Below are 22615 nucleotides of genomic sequence, written 5' to 3'. Positions count from 1 at the left end.
AAATAAAACATTGGAGATTTCAAATAAACCAATTTTTCAGCGATTTTCCAAATACTACAGAATATGATAAAAATGCATACAAATGATAAATTTTTAAGCAATCACAATCTGTTTTTTTTAAATAATCCTTATTTCTTAACAATTTGTTAAATAAGTCTTTGCGTGCCAAATGAATGCTGTTGCGGATTTGAATCTGAAGTGGTAAAACTTATCAACAAAGTGGTAGAAAGTGGTATTATGTGGTAAAATATTTTATATTTTTGCTGATATTCTATTAAAATCAAACAGTGAATTCCATCGTAGGAACATATGAGTGTAAAGTGGACGCCAAAGGAAGGCTGTTTTTGCCAGCGCCTTTAAAAAAGCAATTGTCGGCTTCGCTTCAGGACGGATTTGTTCTGAAACGCTCTGTTTTTCAACCTTGCCTGGAATTGTATCCAATGGACGAATGGAATGTCATGATGCATAAAATCAACAAATTGAACCGTTTCGTGAAAAAAAACAACGATTTCATCCGCAGGTTTACAGCCGGGGTGAAAGTAGTTGAGATCGACAACCTCGGAAGGTTGTTAATTCCGAAAGATTTAACCGTGTTCGGATCAATTTCTAAAGACGTGGTCTTGTCATCGGCAGTCAATATTGTGGAAATCTGGGACAAAGATTTGTATGAAAAATCGCTCGACAATTCGGAAATAGATTTTGCTGATCTGGCAGAAGACGTAATGGGAAATGTAAATGACGACGACAATGGAATATCATAATCCGGTTTTGCTCAAAGAAACGGTCGATGGTTTGGATATCAAACCTGATGGCGTTTATGTGGATGTGACTTTCGGCGGCGGCGGGCATTCCAAAGAAATCATGAACCGGCTCGGGCCAAACGGAAAATTGTTTGGTTTCGACCAGGACGAAGATGCTCAGGCAAATGTTTTAGACGATGAACGTTTTACATTGATCCCTGAAAATTTCAGGTTCATTAAACGATTTTTGCGTTTTCACGGAATCCGGCAAGTAGACGGAATTCTCGCTGATTTAGGCGTTTCGTCACATCAGTTCGATGTCGCTGAACGCGGTTTTTCAACGCGTTTTGATGCACAACTCGATATGAGAATGAACCAGAAAAGTGAAGTCAGCGCCTATAGTGTGGTCAATAATTATGACGAAGCAAATTTGAAACGTGTGTTTTACGATTATGGCGAACTCAAAAATGCTCCGGCGATCGCAAGAGTCATTATTGAAGCGCGTGAAGGCCATCCGATAAAAAATACCGAACAGTTAAAAACAGTTTTGAGCAGGTTTCTTCCTGCACATAAAAGCAACAAGATCTTAGCCCAAATGTATCAGGCGATCCGGATCGAAGTGAACCAGGAAATGCATGTTTTAAAAGAATTTCTCGAACAATCCCTTGAAATTCTAAAGCCAGGCGGAAGATTAAGCGTCATTTCATACCATTCTTTAGAAGATCGATTGGTGAAAAGATATATTAAAAACGGCATGTTTGAAGGCGAACCCGAACGCGATTTCTTCGGAAATTTCTCTGTTCCATTCAAAACCATCGGAAAACTCATTGTTCCGGATGCCGCCGAAATCAAAATCAACAACCGCGCCCGCAGCGCCAAACTCAGAATCGCAGAAAAAATATAGAAGCTTAAATAAGTAGCAGAAAAAAGGAAAATGAAAAACGGAGTCTACAGCATATTAAAAGCAAGATATCTCATCAACGAAGATGCGAATGCAGCCAAAAACTGGCGCTTCATTGTCTTTTTGATCCTGCTCGCGATCCTGATGATTGCCAATACGCAACGCTACGAACAAAAAGTTTTCAGAATCATTGCACTTACAAGTGAGGTCAAAGAATTGCGGTCTGAATTCGTAGACAGAAGATCGGAACTCATGAAACTCAAAATGGAATCGACCGTTTCAGAAGAAATGGAACCAAAACAAATTTTCCCATCATCGGTTCCACCTACAAAAATCAAAGTCAAAAAAGAACCTGAACAAGGATTTTTCAAAAAATTATGGCAGTAGAAGACAAACATATTTCTTACAGAATGTATCTCGTTGCATTTGCAATGTTTGTCATGGCTGTGGCTATAACCGTCAAACTCACAAACATTCAGTGGGTTGAAGGCGATTATTACCGCAAGCTCGCCAAGGAAAGAACGGTTAAAAATTTCGTAATTCCGGCCAATAAAGGAAATATTTATTCTTCTGACGGAAGTTTGCTCGCGACTTCAATTCCAAATTACACGATCCGATTTGATGCGGTTGCGCCAAAAGGTGAAGCTTTCGAGAAAAATGTAAAGGCTTTGGCCGATTCTTTGTCGTTATTATTAGGAAAGCCCGCAAGCAACTTCCAGTCTGATCTTAGAAAAGCCAGAGCAAATAAGAGCCGTTATTTCCTCGTTGCTCGTGATTTGAGCTACACCGAATATATGAAAATCAAGAGTTTTCCACTATTCAACCTCGGCGCATACAAAGGCGGAATCATCACTGAACAAAAGACCATCCGAGAATATCCAATCGGGAAAATTGCCTGGAGAACGATCGGTTACGAACGCGAAAGTGAAAATGCCGGACATTACGGTAAAGGAATCGAATGGGCGTATCGCAAATATCTGAACGGAAAAGACGGAAAAATACTAAAGCAAAAAATCGCAAAAGGCCAATGGAAACCCATTCGCGACGTCAATGAAATTGATCCGCAGGATGGTTATGATGTGAATTCAACGATCGATGTCTACATTCAGGATATTGCGCACCACGCGTTGCTGAAACAATTAAAATTATACGATGCCGATCACGGTTGCGTTGTCGTCATGGAAACCAAAACCGGCTACATCAAAGCGATCGCAAACCTCGGGCGTGACAAGAAAACCGACAGTACGTATTATGAAACCGAAAATTACGCAATCCGCGAATCACACGAACCTGGTTCGACTTATAAACTCGCCGATTTGATGGCGTTGCTCGACGACAAAAAAATCGACACCAGTGAAGTCTACGACAGCCACGGCGGAACGGTCATTTATTCTGGCAAAAAGGTAAACGATTCCCACGATGGCGGCTACGGAAAAATTTCGCTTGCCAGAGGTTTCGAAGTGTCGTCAAATACTGTCATGGTTCAGGCAGTGTACAACAATTATAAAAATGACCCGAAGCAATTCGTTGCTCATTTGAATGATTGGGGATTGAACAAACCGCTCGGATTGCCGTTCGAAGGCGAAGGAAAACCTTATGTGCCGCAGCCTGGCGACAAATACTGGAGTGCGATTTCACTTCCGTGGATGGCATTTGGATATGGCGTTTCAATCACGCCTTTGCAGACTTTGACGTTTTACAACGCTGTCGCGAACAATGGCGTAATGGTCAAACCGCAATTTGTTTCGGAGATCAAAGAATGGAACAAAACGATTAAAAAGTTTGATCCGATTGTAACAAATACGAAAATCTGCTCGGATGAAGCGCTCAAAAAAGTGCGTGCTGTTCTGGCGAATGTGGTCAAAAAAGGAACCGGGGCGAAGTTGTATTCGAAAGATTTCCCAATGGCCGGAAAAACCGGAACTGCCCAAGCGAATTACAACAAGAAAGACGGAACGGCGAAGCATTACATTTCGTCATTCGTAGGTTATTTTCCTGCAAACGACCCGAAATATTCATGCATCGTGGTCGTTCACGAACCAAATACGTCAAAAAATAATTACTACGGCGCCGATGTGGCCGGGCCGGTTTTCAAACGCATCGCGCAGAAAATTTTTACCGATGCGCCTTCGATGAACGAAATCAAAAACCTGAACAAGAAAGATCCGAAAGTCGAAAAAGACTATTCCGATTATTACGCTGCAGCCCAGGAAAAAGATTCTGTGATCCCGAATTTAAAAGGGATGGCCGGAATGGATGCTGTGGCTTTACTCGGAAATCTCGGAATGAAAGTGAAAGTCATCGGCATTGGAAAAGTCAAAAAACAATCGATCCAGCCGGGACAAAATGTCGATAAAAACGCAACCATTATATTAGAATTATCGTGATCAGCCTAAAAGAAATATTGTACAAAGTGGGCATCGAAGCCGTTCATGGCTCGACCGAAATTTCCATTGAAAAAATGGAATTCGATTCGAGAAAAATCACCGCGAACGATGTTTTCATTGCCATCCGCGGAAGCGTTTCAAACGGCCATGAATTTATCGAAAAAGCGATCAACCTTGGTGCGACTGCGGTTGTATGCGATACTTTTCCTGAGAAAATGATCGACGGAATTACATACGTTCAGGTAAAAGACACAAACAAAGCGATGGCTTTTATGGCGGCGAATTACTTCGGAAATCCGTCACAAAATCTAAAGCTCGTTGGCATTACCGGAACAAACGGCAAAACAACGATCGCGTCTTTATTATACCAATTGTTCAAAAAAGCGGGTTTTAAAGTCGGATTGCTTTCGACCGTGAAAATTTTAGTTGACGATACAGAATATCCGGCGACACACACGACTCCGGATTCGATCACGATCAATCATTTTTTGAGGGAAATGAACGAAGTGGGCGTGGAATATTGCTTTATGGAAGTTTCTTCGCACGGCATCCACCAAAAAAGAACCGAAGCCCTGCATTTTGCCGGCGGCGTGTTTACGAATTTATCGCATGACCATTTGGATTACCATCCGACTTTTGCCGAATACCGCGATGTGAAAAAATCATTTTTTGACAATTTGCCGAAATCGGCTTTTGCCCTGGTCAATGTCGATGACAAAAATGGTTCGGTCATGGTGCAGAATTCATCGGCACGAAAACTGACTTACGCTTTAAAAACATATGCCGATTATAAAGCGCAAATCCTTGAAAACCAATTGTCAGGTTTGCTATTGAAAATCAATGACAATGAAGTCTGGGTGCGATTGATCGGAACTTTCAATGCGTATAATTTGCTGGCGATTTACGGAACTGCAGTTGAATTGGGCTTGGATCATTTCGAAGTTTTAAGATTGTTATCCGAACTCGAAAGCGTTTCAGGAAGATTTCAATTCATTATTTCAGACAACCAGATTACCGCCATTGTCGATTATGCACACACGCCCGATGCTTTGGATAACGTCCTTAAAACGATCAACGACATCCGCACCAAAAACGAACAATTGATTACGGTTGTAGGCTGCGGCGGCGATCGTGACACAACAAAACGCCCGATTATGGCGCACATCGCGACAACATTAAGCGATAAAGTAATCCTAACATCAGACAATCCGCGCAGCGAAGATCCAAACGACATTATCGCTGAAATGGAAAAAGGCGTAGAACCGCAGAATTATAAAAAAACAATTTCGATTGTCGACAGGAAGCAAGCGATTAAAACTGCCTGCCAGCTCGCCAATCAAAACGATATCATCCTGATTGCAGGAAAAGGGCACGAAACGTACCAGGAAATTAAAGGCATCCGCCAGCATTTCGATGACATGGAAACCGTAACGCAACTATTGAAAGAACTCAATAAATAGAAAATTATGCTGTATTATTTATTCGAATATTTAGACAAAACACTCAACATTCCGGGTACAGGCGTGTTTCAGTACATTACGTTCCGCTCAGGTTTGGCGATTATGCTGTCGCTGATTTTGTCTACGGTTTTCGGAAAAAAGATCATCAATTTTTTAAGAAGGCAGCAGGTTGGCGAAACAGTTCGCGAACTCGGATTGGCCGGGCAGAATGAAAAAGCGGGAACGCCAACCATGGGCGGACTGATCATTATTTTCGCCACATTGATCCCGGTTTTTTTATTGACAAAACTCAACAACATTTACATCATTTTGCTGATCGTAACGACTTTATGGATGGGGACGATCGGGTTTATCGACGATTACATTAAGATTTTCAAAAAAGACAAACAAGGATTAAAAGGGATTTTTAAAGTAATCGGGCAAGTCGGATTGGGACTGATCGTAGGATCGGTTTTGTATTTGCATCCGGGTGTCACGATCAGAAAAGACATGCCAAAATTGATTTCGTTAAGACAAACGGAAAATGTTTTTTCACAAACCCCATTGGACGAAAAATCGACAGCAACAACGATTCCATTCCTGAAAAATAATGAATTTGATTATGCTTCTGTACTCAAATGGATCGGAGACGATTATGAAAACTGGGCTTGGGTAATTTTCATTCCGATCGTGATTTTCATCATTACGGCAGTTTCAAACGGAGCGAATCTCACCGACGGAATCGACGGACTCGCTGCGGGAACATCTGCCATTTCAGTCATCGCGCTTGGGATTTTTACATTCGTTTCCGGAAATATCATTTTCTCGAGTTACCTCAATATCATGTACATCCCGAATTCGGGTGAAATGACGGTTTTTATCGCGGCTTTTGTCGGCGCACTGATCGGATTTTTATGGTATAATTCCTATCCGGCTGCTGTTTTCATGGGCGATACCGGAAGTTTAACGATTGGCGGAATCATCGCGGTTTTAGCAATTGCTGTCCGCAAAGAAATGCTGATCCCATTGTTATGCGGCATCTTTTTGGTCGAAAACATGTCTGTTGTATTGCAAGTGAGTTATTTCAAATTCACCAAAAAGCGCTACGGCGAAGGCCGACGAATTTTTCTGATGTCGCCGTTGCACCACCATTTTCAGAAAAAAGGCTATCACGAAAGTAAGATCGTCACCCGTTTCTGGATCGTTGGGATTTTGCTCGCCATTTTATCGATCGTAACCCTAAAGTTAAGATAATGCAGCGGCTTGTCATTCTTGGCGGAGGCGAAAGCGGCGTCGGCACAGCGATTCTCGGAAAGAAAAAAGGATATGATGTTTTTGTATCCGATTTCGGGAAGATCAAAGACAATTATAAAGAAGTTCTTACCATTAACGGAATCAAATGGGAAGAGGAAACCCATACGGAAAAGAAAATTCTCAACGCCGATGTCGTGATGAAAAGCCCGGGAATTCCAGAGAAATCACCCATCGTCAAAAAATTGGTCGAAGCCAAAATCCCGGTCATTTCCGAAATTGAATTTGCCGCGCCATTTACAGATGCGACTACCATCGGAATCACCGGAAGCAACGGCAAAACGACGACAACGATGCTCACGTATCATTTGCTAAAATCGGCAGGATTGAACGTCGGTCTCGGCGGAAACATCGGAAAAAGCTTCGCCTGGCAGGTTGCCGAAGACAAATATGATGTGTATGTTTTGGAATTAAGCAGTTTTCAACTCGATGGCATCATCAATTACAAGCCGCACATTGCGATTTTATTGAACATCAGCCCTGATCATTTAGACCGATACGAATACAAATACGAAAAATACATCAACTCCAAGTTCAGGATCACGATGAACCAGACCAAGGAAGATTATTTCATTTATGATGCAGACGACGAAGCGATTGCAGCCTGGATGAAAAACAACAAAATAAAAGCCCGAACCATTCCATTTTCATTGACAAAAACATTTGAAAACGGAGCATTCATAAAACAAAACAAAATGGAAATTAACATCAACGAAGAAGAATTCATCATGGAAACCGAAAGCATCGCGCTCGAAGGCAAACACAACCTGAAAAATGCCATGGCCGCCACATCGGTAGCCAAATTGATGCAGATCAGGAAAGCCACGATCCGCGAAAGCCTGTCGAATTTCCAGGGTGTCGAGCACCGTTTGGAGAAAGTCCTCAAAATCCAGAACGTGCAGTACATCAATGACTCGAAAGCAACGAATGTTAATGCGACATTTTTTGCCCTCGACAGTATGAATACGCCAACGGTCTGGATCGTTGGCGGTGTCGATAAAGGAAATGATTACAGCGAACTCATGGCTTTGGTACGCGAAAAAGTCAAGGCGATTGTGTGCCTTGGAGTCGACAACAAAAAAATCATCGATGCTTTCGGGAACGTCGTAGATGTGATGATCGAAGTCGACAATATGAATGATGCGGTAAAAATGTCACAGCGTTTGGCAGAAAAAGGCGATACAGTTTTGCTGTCACCGGCCTGCGCGAGTTTTGATTTGTTCGAAAATTATGAAGACAGGGGAAGACAATTTAAGCAGGCAGTACAGAATTTATAATTTTTTCAGGAGCCGGGAACCTGCTATCCGCTGCAATCTTTTTTAAGATACCTCGAGGAAGCGAGAGGAATCTTAAATTAAAAAAAAAGGATTTGCGCTTCTATCAGGGCTAGGGATTTATCATACAACAAGCAATAAAGTAAAATGAAACAGCTGTTAAACAATCTAAAAGGAGACAAGGTAATCTGGACATTCGTGGCCTTATTAGCACTGTTTTCGTTTATGCCTGTTTTCAGCGCGAGCAGCAACCTGGCCTATATGGGCCACGGAACAGGAAACACGCTCGGTTATTTGTTAAAGCACTTAGCGCACATCTGCATCGGTTTTGCAATTATTTACTGGGTGCATAAAGTGCCGTATCATTATTTCCGTGCGATCTCAAAAGTAGCGCTTCCGGTCGTCTGGATTTTATTGGCATACACACTAATAAAAGGAACCGTCATCGCCGGAGCCAACGCCAGCCGCTGGATTCAGGTGCCGTTCATCGGAATTACATTCCAGACTTCCACCTTGGCATTTATCGTTTTGATGATCTTTGTCGCACGTTATTTATCGAAAAAGAGAGAAACGCCGGTCACTTTCCAAAATTCATTGTGGGAATTGTGGGCGCCGGTTTTTATTACGTTGATGTTTATTCTTCCAGCCAACTTTTCGACTGCAGCGCTCATGTTTGCTATGGTCGTGATGTTGACATTCATCGGGAAATATCCATTGAAATACATTGGTTTCATCATCGGAATGGGCGTGGCCGCATTGATGCTTTTCATCTTAATGAGCAAAGCGTTTCCCGATGCGAAATTTTTCAACCGCGTTCACACTTGGGAAAGCCGACTCGAAAACTTTACAACTGACAAGCCGGACGAAGACGATTACCAGATCGAAAAAGCAAAAATCGCAATCGCTTCAGGCGGAATTCAGGGGCTCGGGCCAGGAAAAAGCGTCCAGAAAAATTTCCTTCCACAGTCGTCATCCGATTTTATCTACGCGATCATTGTGGAGGAATATGGCTTAATTGGCGGAATTACGGTACTTGCTTTATACATGCTGCTGTTCTTCCGATTCATCGTTGCTGCACACAAAGCAAATTCATTATTTGGGAAACTTGTCGTCGTGGGCGTTGGGTTTCCAATTGTGTTCCAGGCATTGATCAACATGGCCGTTGCTGTCGAATTGCTTCCGGTAACCGGACAAACGCTGCCACTGATTTCAAGCGGAGGAAGTTCGATCTGGATGACTTGTATCGCACTCGGAATCATCATTGGCGTCACCAAAAAAGAAGAAGAAGTCGCTGCCGAAAAAGAAGAAAAAGAACAACGGGAAGAAACATTACGCCGAATGATCGATGCCCAAATCAAACGCGAAGAAGAAGCCGAAGCCGCGCTACTCGCCGGAGAAACGCCCGAAAGTTATTCAATAGAAGATAAGACAAACCCGATGAACGCCGTTCTCGGAAAAACATAAAAACTCAGTTAATTAGTTACTTGCAACTTATTAAAAAAAATGAAAAAACTTAAATTCATACTAAGCGGCGGCGGAACCGGTGGACACATCTACCCGGCGATCGCTATTGCAAATGAATTGAAGTTGCGTTTCCCCGATGCCGAATTCCTATTTGTAGGCGCAAAAGACAAAATGGAAATGCAAAAAGTGCCACAAGCCGGATACAAAATCATAGGGTTGTGGATCGCAGGTTTGCAACGAAGATTGACGTTCGACAATACACTTTTCCCGGTAAAACTGCTTACGAGTTTATTGAAAGCCCGGACGATCATCAGTGATTTTAAACCCGACGTTGTCATCGGAACTGGCGGATTTGCAAGCGGTCCGTTGTTGCAGGTCGCATCGATTGCCGGAATTCCGACAGTTATCCAGGAACAAAATTCGTATCCCGGAATTACAAACAAAGTATTGAGCAGAAAAGCCGACAAAATTTGCGTCGCCTACGAAAATTTAGAACGTTTTTTTCCAAAATATAAAATGGTGCTGACCGGAAATCCGGTGCGCCAGGATCTAATCGATATTGAAAGCAAGCGCAAAGAAGCGCTCGAATATTTCAATCTCGATCCAGACAAAAAAACACTTTTGGTACTCGGCGGAAGCCTAGGCGCAAGAAGAATTAACCAATTAATCGCAAAAGAACTCGTTGATTTCAGTGCGCAAAACGTTCAGGTTATCTGGCAATGCGGCAAATTGTATTTTGATGAATATGAACATTTTGATAACAAAGAAAATGTACAAGTCAAATCGTTTATTGATCGCATGGATCTGGTTTACGCTGCCGCAGATATTGTGATTTCACGCGCCGGAGCATCGTCGGTTTCGGAATTGTGCATTGTCGGGAAACCGGTCATTTTCATTCCGTCGCCCAATGTAGCCGAAGACCATCAAACGAAAAACGCGCAATCGATCACCGAAAAAAACGGCGCAATTTTGATTCGCGAAGTAGAATTGGACACCCAATTTACCAAAATTTTCAACAACCTTTTATCAGATGAAAATCTGCAAAAAAGCTTATCGGAAAATATAAAAAAATTAGCAAAAGTCAATGCGACAAAAGACATCGTAGAAGAAATCATAAAATTGATAAAATAAGGAACGCAGGTTCTCAGCAATATGAATTTAAACCAAATACATAACGTCTATTTCATCGGCATCGGAGGCATCGGAATGAGCGCACTCGCCAGGTATTTCAAGAATATCGGCAAGAACGTTTCGGGCTACGATAAAACGCCAACGATGTTAACGGATGAACTCATCGCTGACGGCATCAACATTCATTTTGAAGACAGCATCGCGTTGATTCCGAAAGATTATTATGTAGAAAATACATTGGTGATTTACACGCCTGCGGTTCCTGCGACGCATTGCGAGTGGCATTATTTCCTCGAGCGCAATTACCACATCAAGAAAAGGGCGGAAGTACTTGGAATTATCACGCGCGATACATTTTGTTTCGCTGTTGCCGGAACGCACGGAAAAACAACAACGTCAAGCATTCTCGGTCATATTTTGTACGAATGTGGTGTTGATGTTACGGCTTTCATTGGCGGAATCGTCGAAAATTACAATTCAAATTTAATCGGAAGCGGCAAAACCGTAACCGTTGTTGAAGCAGACGAATTTGACCGTTCATTTCTGCATTTACACCCCGATATCGCCTGCGTGACGTCAATGGACGCCGATCATTTGGATATTTACGGAGATTCAGCAGCCATCGAAAAATCATTCGAGGAATTTGCTTTAAAAGTCGAAGATCCGAATAAACTATTCATTGCAAAAGGATTGCCGTTAAACGGAATTACAGTCGCGGTTAATGAAGACGCACAATTTAAAGCATTCAACATCAGAATCGAAAATTCACAATACGTTTTTGATGTGCAAACGCCAACAGAAACGATTAAAGATTTGCGTTTCGGATTGCCCGGAACCCACAATTTAACAAATGCATTAATGGCTTTAGCGATGGCCAAAACTTTTGGTTCCCCAACTGAAGACATCGCTAAAGCTTTAATGTCATTTAAAGGAATCAAACGCCGTTTTTCGTATCAGATAAAGACCGATGAATTGGTTTATATCGATGATTATGCGCATCATCCGACGGAAATAAATGCGGTTTTTCAGGCGGTTTCAGAATTGTATCCGAATCAAAAAGTATTGGCGATTTTCCAGCCGCATTTGTTCAGCAGAACAAAGGATTTTGCCGATGATTTTGCGAAGAGTTTGTCGCAGTTTAGTGAAGTGATCTTAATGGATATTTATCCGGCCCGCGAACTTCCAATGGAAGGCATTACGTCGCAATGGCTGATGGATAAAATGACAAACCCAAACAAAAAACTGGTTTCAAAACAAGATTTAATAACTAAAATAAAGGCCAGCGATGCAAAAATAATTGTTACGATCGGAGCCGGAGATATCGGCGAAATGGTGAAGTCGATTAAGGAATCGCTTTTGTAAAAAGACACATTTTCAGCGGGTTAAAATCGGCGAAAAAAAGTTATCAAGAATTGCAAATTGCGAAGTGAAAATTAAAAACGAAATATTAACAAGAAGATGAAAATTTTTAACTGGACAAATATCAGATTAATCCTAATGTTCGCGTTAGTAGTATTCCTGTATTCGTTCACTTCGCAAAGAAATGAACACAGAAAACTGACAAAATCGGTCGTCGTTTTTACTGATGACACAAGCCCTTTTATCCGACAAGAATCGGTTAATAAATTGTTAATAGAAAATAAAACCGATGCAAAAACCATTGAAAAAGTTGGGGTAGATTTGAACAAGTTGGAAAAAACCATCAACAATAACCCGATGATTGAGAAATCTGAGGTTTCTGTGAGTATTGATGGTGTCTTAAAAGCTGTAATAAAACAAAAAACGCCCATCGCGCGTATTTTCGACGGAAACGGTTCTTTTTATATTGACTATCAAGGAGATGAAATGCCGCTTTCGGACGAATTTACAGCAAGGGTTCCGCTTGTTTCGGGAGAAATTAACAATAAAAACAAAGCAGATCTGGACAAGCTTTTGCGGTTTGTTTACGACGATGAGTTTTTGAGAAAAGACATCATTGGCATCCAGATTTTGCCGGGTGGCAGCTTAAAAATGCTGAGCAGGGATTTTAATTACGATATCGAATTCGGCAAAACGATCAATATCGAACGGAAATTCAGCAATTACAAAGCGTTTTTTCAAAAGGCCGTTACAGACAGTTCATTGTACAAGTATAAAAATATCAATCTGAAGTTTACGCAACAGGTCGTGTGCACTAAATAAAAGGTTATGGAAAAAGAAAATATTGCAGTAGGATTAGACATTGGGACAACCAAAATTGTCGCGATGATAGGCAAGAAAAATGAGTACGGAAAACTGGAAATTTTAGGGGTTGGAAAATCCAAAAGCCTTGGTGTGGCTCGTGGCGTCGTGAACAACATTACGCAAACGATCCATTCGATCCAGCAAGCGATTCTTGAAGCCGAAAACAATTCGGGTTACAAAATTAAAGATGTGGTTGTCGGGATTGCCGGACAGCACATCCGCAGCATCCAGCACAGCGATTACATCAGCCGTGGGAACGCAGAAGAAGTAATCGGCGGAAAAGACATCGACATGCTGATCAACCAAGTGCACAAACTGGCGATGCTTCCGGGCGAAGAAATCATCCACGTATTGCCGCAGGAATTCAAGATAGACGGGCAATCGGATATTAAAGAACCGATCGGAATGTACGGCGGACGTTTGGAAAGCAGTTTCCACGTGGTTGTCGGACAAGCATCATCGATCAGAAATGTTGGAAGATGCATCCAAAGTTCAGGCATCGAATTGTCGGGCTTGACCTTAGAGCCATTGGCTTCAGCTGACGCGGTGTTGAGCCAGGAAGAAAAAGAAGCCGGAGTTGCACTGATCGATATTGGTGGCGGAACGACCGATTTGGCGATTTTCAAAGATGGCATCATTCGCCATACGGCTGTAATTCCTTTCGGTGGAAATGTCATTACAGACGATATTAAAGAAGGCTGTTCGATCATTGAAAAACAGGCTGAATTATTAAAAGTAAAATTCGGATCGGCATGGCCGGGAGAAAATAAAGACAACGAAATCGTTTCAATTCCGGGCTTACGCGGAAGAGAGCCAAAAGAAATCTCGCTCAAAAACCTTTCAAAAATTATCCACGCACGTGTTGTGGAAATCATCGAGCAGGTTTTTTCAGAGATTAAAGCATACGGACACGAAGACCCGCGCAAGAAATTGATCGCAGGAATTGTTTTGACCGGCGGCGGCGCCAACCTGAAACACATCAAGCAATTGGTGGAATACATTACCGGAATGGACACGAGGATTGGATATCCGAACGAGCATTTGGCCGGAAATTCTGATGAGGAAATCTCCAGCCCATTGTACGCAACAGCGGTCGGTTTGGTAATGAACAGCATCCAAAATAAAACACAGAGCGCCGTAAAATTCGAAACAACGGTCGTTCCTGAAAAAGTGACTTTCCAACGCGAAAGAATTGTTGAAAGAGTAGAAATTGTTGAAGAAACACCAGCTCCGGTAGTAGAATTGGAAACGGCATCACACGCGGCAACGCAAACGCAATCTCACGTGCGTTCTGTGGATACGATTCCGAAACCAGAATCGACCGAAGCCAAGATCAGAAGGTCGTTCTTCGACAAGTATGTAGATAAGATTAAAGATTTTTTAGATAACGCAGAGTAGGCCAACGCCACAACAAAATAAGCAACAAAAACCAAATATTATGACAAGCAACTCAGATTTTGGAAGTATTTCATTTGATTTACCAAAAAACCAATCAAATGTAATCAAAGTAATCGGTGTCGGCGGCGGCGGAAGCAACGCAATCAACCACATGTTTAAGCAGGGAATAAAAGGAGTGGATTTCATCGTTTGTAATACCGATTCCCAAGCCCTGCAAAATAGTTCCGTGCCAAATAAAATTCAATTGGGAATGCATTTGACTGAAGGACTCGGCGCAGGCGCAAACCCAGAAGTTGGGCAACAATCTGCGATCGAAAGCATTGCAGAGATTGAAAAAATGCTCGATACCAATACTAAAATGGTTTTCATCACTGCCGGAATGGGCGGCGGAACCGGAACTGGTGCGGCTCCAGTAATCGCACAACTTGCTAAAGAACGCGACATTTTAACTGTCGGAATCGTAACAATTCCGTTCCAGTTTGAAGGAAAAGTGCGTCAGGAACAAGCGTTGCAAGGGGTTGACCGTTTGAGAAAACAAGTCGATTCATTGATCGTGATTAACAACAACAAATTGCGTGAAGTTTACGGAAATCTGGGTTTTAAAGCCGGTTTCTCTAAAGCTGACGAAGTGTTGGCTACGGCTTCACGCGGAATTGCCGAAGTGATCACACACCACTACACGCAGAATATCGATTTAAAAGATGCGAAAACCGTTTTGTCAAACAGCGGAACAGCGATCATGGGATCTTCAACGGCCATCGGTGAGAACCGTGCAAAAGAAGCGATCGTATCTGCACTCGATTCGCCATTATTGAATGACAACAAAATTACAGGTGCCAAAAACGTATTGTTGCTTATCGTTTCAGGTACAAATGAAATCACGATTGACGAAATCGGGGAAATCAACGACCACATCCAATCGGAAGCTGGACACAACGCAAACATCATTATGGGTGTTGGTGAAGATGAAACCCTTGGAGATGCGATCGCTGTTACCATTATTGCTACAGGATTTGATGTAGAACAACAAAACGAAATCGTAAAACACGAACCGAAAAAAATCATCCATTCTTTGGATGGTGATCAGAAATTCGTTCACGACCTGACAAAAAAAAATCTTGAAGTATTCAATTTAAACCTTGAATCTTCTATAAATAAAGAAGAGAAAATTGTTTTTGAACTGATTGAAGACGAGGCGCCAAAAGCCATCGTTGAAGAACCGGTCGCCGTTGCAGAGCCATTTTTTGCACAGCCGCAAATCAACGAAAACGAATTGATCGTGATCTCTGAGTTCATTAAAAGTTTAGACGTGACTTTCGAAATTGTATCTCCGGAAAGGGAAATACATTTTGAGGTGAACGAGCCAACTTTCTTCGACGTCAAAGAAATCAAGCCAGCAGTTCCAACATTCGTAGCAAAAGAAGAAGAGCAAGTCGCTTTTTCATTCGATTTGCCACTTGCGAAACCTGAAACGCAAGTTGTTGATGAAAACAAAATTCTTTTCGAATTGTCAAACGAAACGAAAAACATCACGGTAAACCAGCCGGTACAAGTTGTTCCAATGACCGAATTAAACGAAAACGGCATCATCAAATATTCACTCGAAGAATACATGGAAGTTGAAAACGACTTGCTAAGTTCTAAACCGGCGGCGACTGCAACACCAGTTGAAACCGTTCCGGAAGAGTTGAAAATCACAATGAAAGTACAGCCGCAATCAAATTTCTCACCAGCTTTTGAAGAAGTTTCCCCAATGGAAATGTCAATCGAGGAAACATTGAAATTCCGCGCTGACGAAAGAAGAAGAAAATTAAAAGAGTTCAATTACAAATTCCACAACAATCCATCAAGAATGGACGAATTTGAAAAAGAGCCTGCTTACAAAAGACTCGGAATAGACATTTCAGGTAAACCAGCCGATAACAATAAATCGCGTACCTCATTGGGAATGGACAGTAACGACGACATTCAGTTGCGTTCGAACAACTCCTTTCTGCATGACAACGTAGATTAGCTAACTCAAAATTTGTTGCAATAACCCGGAAATCTTCTTGAATTCCGGGTTATTTTTTTGGTATTATCTTGTTGAAAAATCAATTACTTTTCAAATAATTTTTAATTTAAAAACCTCTGGTTTTAATAAAAATCTTATATTGTTCCGAATTTTTTAACAAGTAAATCCATAATAAAAAATGAAACAAACAAACAAAATTATTTTATTGGCTGCAGCTTTGGCCATCACCACTGCATCACAAGCACAATTGGGCGGCATGCTCAAGAGAGCGGCTAAAAACGCAGCAGTAAACACAACTAGCAATGCAGCATCAGGCAATTCGTCCGGATCAGGTTCAGGTTCGGGCGCATCAATTTCAGCTGAAAAACCGGTAGCATTAAACTGGAACATGTATCCACAAACGCCATCCGTAACCTTATTATCACTTTTAAGCGGAACAGAAGTATCTGACAACGGAAATTTAAGAATGAACTTCTACAGGGCTACTTTCGTTCCAAACAAAACCCCTTCAGGCGAAACGGTCGATATGATCAGAAACGACAATGTCGCCTACACCAAAATTTACTTCAACGATCAGTTCGTGAAAGACGGCAAATACGACGATGCCAATTTCTTCATGGAAGGAAAGCAACTAAGCTATGAAGACAAGCGTAACAGCTCTGATATCCAACTCGACAAAGAAGGAAAATACCGTATCGATTTTTATGCTGGCGGAAAAATGATCCACAAATTTGAATTCGAAGTGGCCAAAAAAACCAACGACGATCCATACGCAACCAGCAATGTTTTATGGTATTCAAAAGGCCCGTGGGAAAAATTCGCTTATGTAACGCCGCAAACGACAGGCAATTTCATCTTCGGATTTTACATGATGCACACCGAAATCAAGCCAAATCCAAATGACGCTCGTGACACTTCTAAAAAAGTGATGTGGTATCCTGAATTGTACAAAGATGCCAAACTTATTTCGGTAGCCAACAAGCAATCGTCAACAGTTGAAAGAGGAGAATGGAAAGATTTTTCGACTTCAATAAAATTAATCGGAGCCAAGGATTATCTAAAAATTGCCGATTTAGCCGATGGAAACTATTCCATGAAAGTCAAAGTTGACGGTGAAGCCACTCCAAGAATATACCCGTTTGCCATGAAAGGCGGCCAAATCGTTTACAGCGACAAACAAGACCGGACTAAAAATGCAGATCCATTGACGCTCATCGAAGGCTGGAACAACTATTTCTGGCTGGAGCGCAAATAATATCCAAAAAATCAAATCCCAATAACCCGGAAATCTTCTTGAATTTTCGGGTTTTTTTATGTCATTGCGAGTGCAGCGCGGCAATCTGCTCGCATACAGTAATCTCCAGGGCTATTGGAATTGCAGTAATTTTGTATTAAATTCGCAGCAGCAATTTGGACGCCTTAATCCGGCTGTCCGCTTCAAGCTTTTCAGCAAAAACGCTTTTTTCTAAAAAGCCGCAAAGCGCTTCCTCCGGTCGCGTTCGCAGCTTTAGAAAAAATGGCGTTTTCGCCAAAAAAGGCTTTCCGATACCATCCGGGGCGGGGCATTATCGGTAATTAATGAGCAATTGTTAATTATTCATTATTCATTATTAATTAGAAAAAGATGAGTTTACAAACACAAATCATGGACGAACTCAAAACCGCCATGAGAGCCAAAGATACCGTAGCACTCGAATCCCTGCGTTCTATTAAATCAGAATTGCTGCTTGCACAAACTGCTTCGGGTTCAAAAGAAGAAATTTCCGAAGATGAAGAGGTCAAATTGCTGCAACGACTTGTAAAAACACGTAAAGAAAGCGCGCGCATCTTTACCGAGCAAAACCGACCTGATCTTGCCGAACCCGAATTGGCGCAGATTGCCGTAATCGAAAAATTCCTTCCCGCGCAACTCAGTGATGCCGAAGTAGAGGCCATTATTGCCAAAATCATCACAGAAACCGGCGCATCCGGAATCGCTTCGATGGGGAAAGTGATGGGATTGGCCAGCGCACAACTCGGCGGTACGGCAGAAGGAAAAACCATTTCCACAATTGTAAAGAAATTATTAGCATAAAATTTACGGTATGCGATTCAGGATTTACGCTCAAAAATCGTAAATTATAAATCTTAAATAAATTGGCTGCGTAGTTCAATGGATAGAATGCCAGATTCCGGTTCTGGTGATGGAGGTTCGAGTCCTCTCGCGGTCACTAACAAAAAGCCTTCAAATTACTGAAGGCTTTTTTATTTTCAATTCAAAGACCGATATTCATTCGGCGACATGCCCACTTTCAACTTAAACAACCGTGTAAAATGCTGCGGATATTTAAATCCCAAATCATACGCGACCTGGCTGATCGATTTGTCAGCATCAAAAATCCGCTCTTTCGCAACATCAATAACTTTAGACTGAATACATTCCTGAGCCGATTTCCCGGTTTCTTTTTTGATCAGATCCCCAAAATAATTCGGCGACAAATGCAATTCATCCGCACAATAAGCCACAGACGGCAACCCAATGCTTTGAAGTTTGTCCGAAGCAAAATAATCATGCAGCAATTGCTCGAATTTCTCTAAAATCCCTTTATTGCTGTTGTCCCGCGTAATAAACTGCCGGTCATAAAAACGAATGCAGTAATTTAAAAACAACTCGATATTCGAAGCGATTAGCGTCTTGCTGTGCTTGTCAATCGACTGCTGCAGTTCATACTGGATCTTCGCGAAGCAATCCAAAACAATCTGCTGCTCTTTATCCGAAAGGTGCAAAGCCTCGTTCACATCATACGAAAAGAAAGAATAATCCTGAATGTGCTTTCCAAGCGGCGTTCCTTTGATCAGTTCGGGATGAAATAAGATCGCCCAGCCTTTGGGTTCGAATGTTTTGACGTTCGGCAATACGCCCATGATTTGTCCCGGCGCAACAAATACTAATGTGCCGTCCTGGTAATCATAAAGGTTTCGGCCATACTTCAATTCGCCGCAATTCAACTCTTTCAGATATACGGCATACAATCCGAAATTGAAGGTTTGCGCGGGCATCGGCTTGGATTTTGACAAATCCAAAACCGTGATCAACGGATGCAAAGTTTCCACACCGCGCATTTTATTGTATTGCGCCACGCTGTCAATTCTCACGATATCTTCCATAACCTGTTGTTTTATAATGCAAATTTAGGCATTCCAACACACTAACAACCATCTGAAAATGCCAATCAGTAATATTGGTAAGAGAAGCAGTAATCCGTATAACATGGGCCTCGGTTTTTGAACGGAAATTTGCATTAGAAATATATTTGGAGAAAACCAGATACAAAAATTTAAACATTCAGATCATGAAAAAGAAACTATTAGGCAACAGCGGATTGGAAGTATCAACCTTGGGTTTGGGTTGTATGGGATTGAGTTTCGGATATGGACCGGCAACGGATAAAGCAGAGGCGATCAAATTATTACACGCAGCTTTCGATGCAGGCGTTACTTTTTTTGATTCAGCCGAAGCTTACGGGCCGTTCGCCAATGAAGAATTGCTGGGCGAAGCATTGGCGCCATTTCGTAATGAAGTTGTCATTGCGACCAAATTCGGATTTAAAGAAGGCAAACCTGATCTGGGAATGGACAGCCGCCCCGAAAATATCAGGGCAGTTGCCGAAGCGTCATTAAAAAGATTGAAAACAGATCATATCGATTTGTTTTACCAACACCGCGTTGATCCAAACGTGCCGATCGAAGATGTTGCCGGAACGGTAAAAGACCTGATTCAGGAAGGCAAAGTAAAACATTTCGGATTGTCGGAAGCCAGTGTGCAAACCATCCGAAAAGCACACGCCATCCAGCCGGTTGCAGCATTGCAGAGCGAATATTCCTTGTGGTGGCGCGAACCTGAAAATGAAATCCTGCCAACATTGGAAGAACTCGGAATCGGATTTGTACCTTTCAGTCCGCTTGGAAAAGGTTTTTTAACCGGCGCAATCAACGAAAACACACAATTTGACAGCACCGATTTCCGGAATATCGTTCCGCGTTTTTCAGAAGAAAACAGGAAAGCCAATCAAGCATTGGTCGATTTGCTGAAAAATATCGCGGCAGAAAAGGAAGCCACTCCGGCACAAATTGCTTTGGGCTGGCTGCTGGCACAAAAACCGTGGATCGTCCCGATTCCGGGAACTACAAAATTACACCGCTTGCAGGAAAATATCGGCGCAGCATCAATTGAATTGACACCGAACGATTTACAGCAAATTGAAGATGCAGCATCGAAAATTACAGTCCAAGGGGCGAGATATCCGGAACATCTTCAAAAACGGGTAGGAAAATAAGATGAAAAAAGTATTGATTATCGGCGCAAGCGGAAGCCTTGCAAAATATGTCATTGAAGATTTAAAAGCACAATCTGGCGTACAGCTCACTTTATTGGCAAGAAACAAAAACAGGATTTCAGCCCATACAAACGGCTGTAATATTGTTGAAGCAGATGTTTTAGACTACACGAAACTTAAAGCCGCAATCGAAGGGCAGGACATTGTTTATGTAAACCTCGCCGGAAATTTAGAAGCGATGTCGGAAAATATCGTAAAAGCTATGAAAGAATCGGCGGTTAGCAGAATCATTGCAATTGCTTCAATCGGAATTTATGAAACGCAGTTAAAATCTGTATTAATTCCGTACAGAAAACTAGCAGATATCATTGAAAAATCGGGTCTCAATTATACCATTTTACGGCCGGATTGGTTTACAAATGTCAATGAAATCGATTATGCGCTCACACCAAAAGGCAAACCTGAAACAGGATCGGCAATTTCACGAAAAAGCATCGCGGCTTTCATCGGAACAATAATAAACAATCCGGAATTGCATAAAAATGAAAATCTCGGCATCAGCAAACCAAACCAAAAGACAATAAAAATGGACAATTATTTAGAAAAAGGATCGCCTGCACCCAAAGAAAATTTTACAGGAAATGTCAGCGTGAATCTCAACATTGGAAAAGAAGACAATTACAATACGATCATCGCAACGGTAACTTTTGAACCCAAAGCGCGAACCAATTGGCACAGCCATACAACTGGACAAATTTTGTTTATTGTAGAAGGAACAGGTTATTATCAGGAAAAAGACAAACAAATCCAGTTGATCCAGAGAGGTGATGTGATAAAAATCCCAAAGAATGTATTGCACTGGCACGGCGCGTCACATACCAATTTGATGCGGCATATTGCAATTGTACCCGAGTTGGATAAAGACAAAACCGAATGGCTGCAACCTGTAACCGATGAAGATTACAACAATTTAAACAAATAACGCACCATGGAAACCAAACAAGTAAAAGCTTACGGAACAACATCGGCAATGCAGCCATTACAGGAAATGAACATCAACCGAAGGGCAGTTCAGCCGCACGATGTAGAAATGGAAATCCTGTATTGCGGCATCTGCCATTCTGATTTGCACCAGATTAAAAATGATTTTGGAGGAACGATGTTCCCAATTGTTCCAGGATACGAAATTTTAGGAAAAGTAATAGCTATCGGAAACCATGCAAGCAAGTTCAAAGTTGGCGATCTTGTTGGCGTAGGCTGTATTGTTGACAGTTGCGGGCATTGCGAATATTGCAACGATGGCAAAAGCAGCAAAAGCAGCAGGTGTTTCGCGCGTCGTCATGACTTCTAATTTTGGCGCTGTTGGCTACAGTCATAAAAATCCAAACGAATTGATCACAGAAGAAAGCTGGACAGATCCGAATGAAAAGAACCTGAATGCTTACTTAAAATCCAAAGTATTGGCCGAAATGGCAGCCTGGGAATTTATTAAAACCAATGGCGGAAATCTGGAGCTTTCAGTTATCAATCCTGCCGGAATTTTCGGGCCTTTGCTTGGCACGGATTTGTCCAGCGGACATGAATTGCTGCATAAATTACTCGATGGCTCGATGAAATCGGTGCCGAAAATCCCAATGGGAATTGTAGATGTACGCGATGTCGCCGATTTGCATATTCTTGCCATGACCAATCCAAAAGCTGCCGGACAACGTTTTCTTGCTTTGGCTGGCGGAACTTATACGTTGCCAGAAATCGCACTTTTACTCAAAGAAAAAATGGGAAGTAAAGCAAAAAAAGTATCCACAAAAGTACTTCCCGATTGGATTGTACGCATTGCGGCGCTTTTTAATCCACAGGCAAAACAGGCGGTTTCACAACTGGGAAAGAATAAAAATGCGAGCAATAAAAAAGCACGGACATTACTTGGATGGAAACCGCGAAGCAATGAACAAGCCATTCTTTCTGCCGCCGAAAGCATTTTAAAATTCTATCCGTTAAATACTTAAATTTGAGTTGC

At 41.9% G+C, this 22615-nt stretch carries 20 protein-coding genes and 1 tRNA gene; 20 read left to right on the top strand and 1 reads right to left on the bottom strand.

Annotated elements, in window-relative coordinates; translation table 11 throughout:
- The first annotated feature begins 287 nt into the window (after positions 1-287).
- The 16 genes from mraZ (at position 288) to BLS32_RS00810 (ending at position 18492) form a co-directional block, all read left to right on the top strand.
- The gene (gene mraZ / locus BLS32_RS00885) at positions 288-761 is read left to right on the top strand and encodes a division/cell wall cluster transcriptional repressor MraZ (RefSeq protein ID WP_091391430.1); all 474 of its coding nucleotides are present in this window, start codon (positions 288-290) and stop codon (positions 759-761) included.
- The gene (gene rsmH / locus BLS32_RS00880) at positions 736-1644 is read left to right on the top strand and encodes a 16S rRNA (cytosine(1402)-N(4))-methyltransferase RsmH (protein ID WP_174799808.1); all 909 of its coding nucleotides are present in this window, start codon (positions 736-738) and stop codon (positions 1642-1644) included. The genes mraZ and rsmH overlap by 26 nt, the downstream gene beginning before the upstream one ends.
- A gap of 30 nt (positions 1645-1674) precedes the next feature.
- Positions 1675-2028, top strand: a complete 354-nt coding sequence (locus BLS32_RS00875) for an FtsL-like putative cell division protein (protein ID WP_091391429.1) — start codon at positions 1675-1677, stop codon at positions 2026-2028.
- Positions 2019-4028, top strand: a complete 2010-nt coding sequence (locus BLS32_RS00870; RefSeq protein WP_091391428.1) for a penicillin-binding protein — start codon at positions 2019-2021, stop codon at positions 4026-4028. Before BLS32_RS00875 ends, BLS32_RS00870 begins: the two co-directional genes overlap by 10 nt.
- The gene (locus BLS32_RS00865) at positions 4028-5488 is read left to right on the top strand and encodes a UDP-N-acetylmuramoyl-L-alanyl-D-glutamate--2,6-diaminopimelate ligase (protein WP_091392317.1); all 1461 of its coding nucleotides are present in this window, start codon (positions 4028-4030) and stop codon (positions 5486-5488) included. Before BLS32_RS00870 ends, BLS32_RS00865 begins: the two co-directional genes overlap by 1 nt.
- Positions 5489-5494: 6 nt before the next feature.
- A complete protein-coding gene (gene mraY / locus BLS32_RS00860) occupies positions 5495-6721 on the top strand; it encodes a phospho-N-acetylmuramoyl-pentapeptide-transferase (RefSeq protein ID WP_091391427.1) in 1227 nt (408 codons plus the stop codon).
- On the top strand, positions 6721-8055 hold the full coding sequence (gene murD / locus BLS32_RS00855) for a UDP-N-acetylmuramoyl-L-alanine--D-glutamate ligase (RefSeq protein ID WP_091391426.1): 1335 nt from the start codon (positions 6721-6723) through the stop codon (positions 8053-8055). The genes mraY and murD overlap by 1 nt, the downstream gene beginning before the upstream one ends.
- A 144-nt stretch (positions 8056-8199) precedes the next feature.
- The gene (locus tag BLS32_RS00850) at positions 8200-9516 is read left to right on the top strand and encodes an FtsW/RodA/SpoVE family cell cycle protein (RefSeq protein ID WP_091391425.1); all 1317 of its coding nucleotides are present in this window, start codon (positions 8200-8202) and stop codon (positions 9514-9516) included.
- 39 nt (positions 9517-9555) lie between these two features.
- Complete coding sequence (murG, locus tag BLS32_RS00845; protein ID WP_091391424.1) at positions 9556-10647, top strand: undecaprenyldiphospho-muramoylpentapeptide beta-N-acetylglucosaminyltransferase; 1092 nt, start codon at positions 9556-9558, stop codon at positions 10645-10647.
- A 21-nt stretch (positions 10648-10668) separates the two neighbouring features.
- Entirely contained in the window at positions 10669-12009 is a 1341-nt protein-coding gene (gene murC / locus BLS32_RS00840; protein ID WP_091391423.1) for a UDP-N-acetylmuramate--L-alanine ligase, read from the top strand.
- Positions 12010-12105: 96 nt separating this feature from the next.
- On the top strand, positions 12106-12828 hold the full coding sequence (locus tag BLS32_RS00835) for a cell division protein FtsQ/DivIB (protein ID WP_091391422.1): 723 nt from the start codon (positions 12106-12108) through the stop codon (positions 12826-12828).
- Between the two features lie 6 nt (positions 12829-12834).
- On the top strand, positions 12835-14268 hold the full coding sequence (gene ftsA / locus BLS32_RS00830) for a cell division protein FtsA (protein ID WP_091391421.1): 1434 nt from the start codon (positions 12835-12837) through the stop codon (positions 14266-14268).
- 40 nt (positions 14269-14308) lie between these two features.
- On the top strand, positions 14309-16282 hold the full coding sequence (gene ftsZ / locus BLS32_RS00825; RefSeq protein WP_091391420.1) for a cell division protein FtsZ: 1974 nt from the start codon (positions 14309-14311) through the stop codon (positions 16280-16282).
- A 178-nt stretch (positions 16283-16460) separates the two neighbouring features.
- A complete protein-coding gene (locus BLS32_RS00820) occupies positions 16461-17537 on the top strand; it encodes a hypothetical protein (protein ID WP_091391419.1) in 1077 nt (358 codons plus the stop codon).
- Positions 17538-17906: 369 nt separating this feature from the next.
- Positions 17907-18356: a GatB/YqeY domain-containing protein gene (locus tag BLS32_RS00815; protein WP_091391418.1), complete on the top strand. Its 450-nt coding sequence runs from the start codon at positions 17907-17909 to the stop codon at positions 18354-18356.
- Between the two features lie 64 nt (positions 18357-18420).
- Positions 18421-18492, top strand: a tRNA-Arg gene (locus BLS32_RS00810).
- A gap of 40 nt (positions 18493-18532) precedes the next feature.
- On the opposite strand, the gene BLS32_RS00805 is transcribed toward BLS32_RS00810, so the two are convergent.
- Positions 18533-19429, bottom strand: coding sequence for a helix-turn-helix domain-containing protein (locus tag BLS32_RS00805; RefSeq protein ID WP_091391417.1), 897 nt, complete (start codon positions 19427-19429; stop codon positions 18533-18535).
- Between the two features lie 185 nt (positions 19430-19614).
- Between BLS32_RS00805 and BLS32_RS00800 the strand changes: the two genes are divergently transcribed.
- From BLS32_RS00800 to BLS32_RS00785, 4 genes are read left to right on the top strand one after another with little or no spacing between them, the layout of a single operon-like run.
- On the top strand, positions 19615-20598 hold the full coding sequence (locus BLS32_RS00800) for an aldo/keto reductase (protein WP_091392315.1): 984 nt from the start codon (positions 19615-19617) through the stop codon (positions 20596-20598).
- A 1-nt stretch (position 20599) separates the two neighbouring features.
- Positions 20600-21580 carry an NAD(P)H-binding protein gene (locus tag BLS32_RS18610; RefSeq protein WP_091391416.1) on the top strand — a complete coding sequence of 327 codons (981 nt, stop codon included), beginning with the start codon at positions 20600-20602 and terminating at the stop codon, positions 21578-21580.
- A gap of 6 nt (positions 21581-21586) precedes the next feature.
- Positions 21587-21949, top strand: a complete 363-nt coding sequence (locus BLS32_RS00790) for an alcohol dehydrogenase catalytic domain-containing protein (RefSeq protein WP_091391415.1) — start codon at positions 21587-21589, stop codon at positions 21947-21949.
- Complete coding sequence (locus BLS32_RS00785) at positions 21897-22604, top strand: NAD-dependent epimerase/dehydratase family protein (protein ID WP_139171666.1); 708 nt, start codon at positions 21897-21899, stop codon at positions 22602-22604. The genes BLS32_RS00790 and BLS32_RS00785 overlap by 53 nt, the downstream gene beginning before the upstream one ends.
- Positions 22605-22615 lie beyond the last annotated feature (11 nt).

The organism is Flavobacterium noncentrifugens (assembly GCF_900100375.1).
GTDB classification, from domain to species: domain Bacteria; phylum Bacteroidota; class Bacteroidia; order Flavobacteriales; family Flavobacteriaceae; genus Flavobacterium; species Flavobacterium noncentrifugens.
This window is presented reverse-complemented; position numbering and strand designations above follow the sequence as displayed.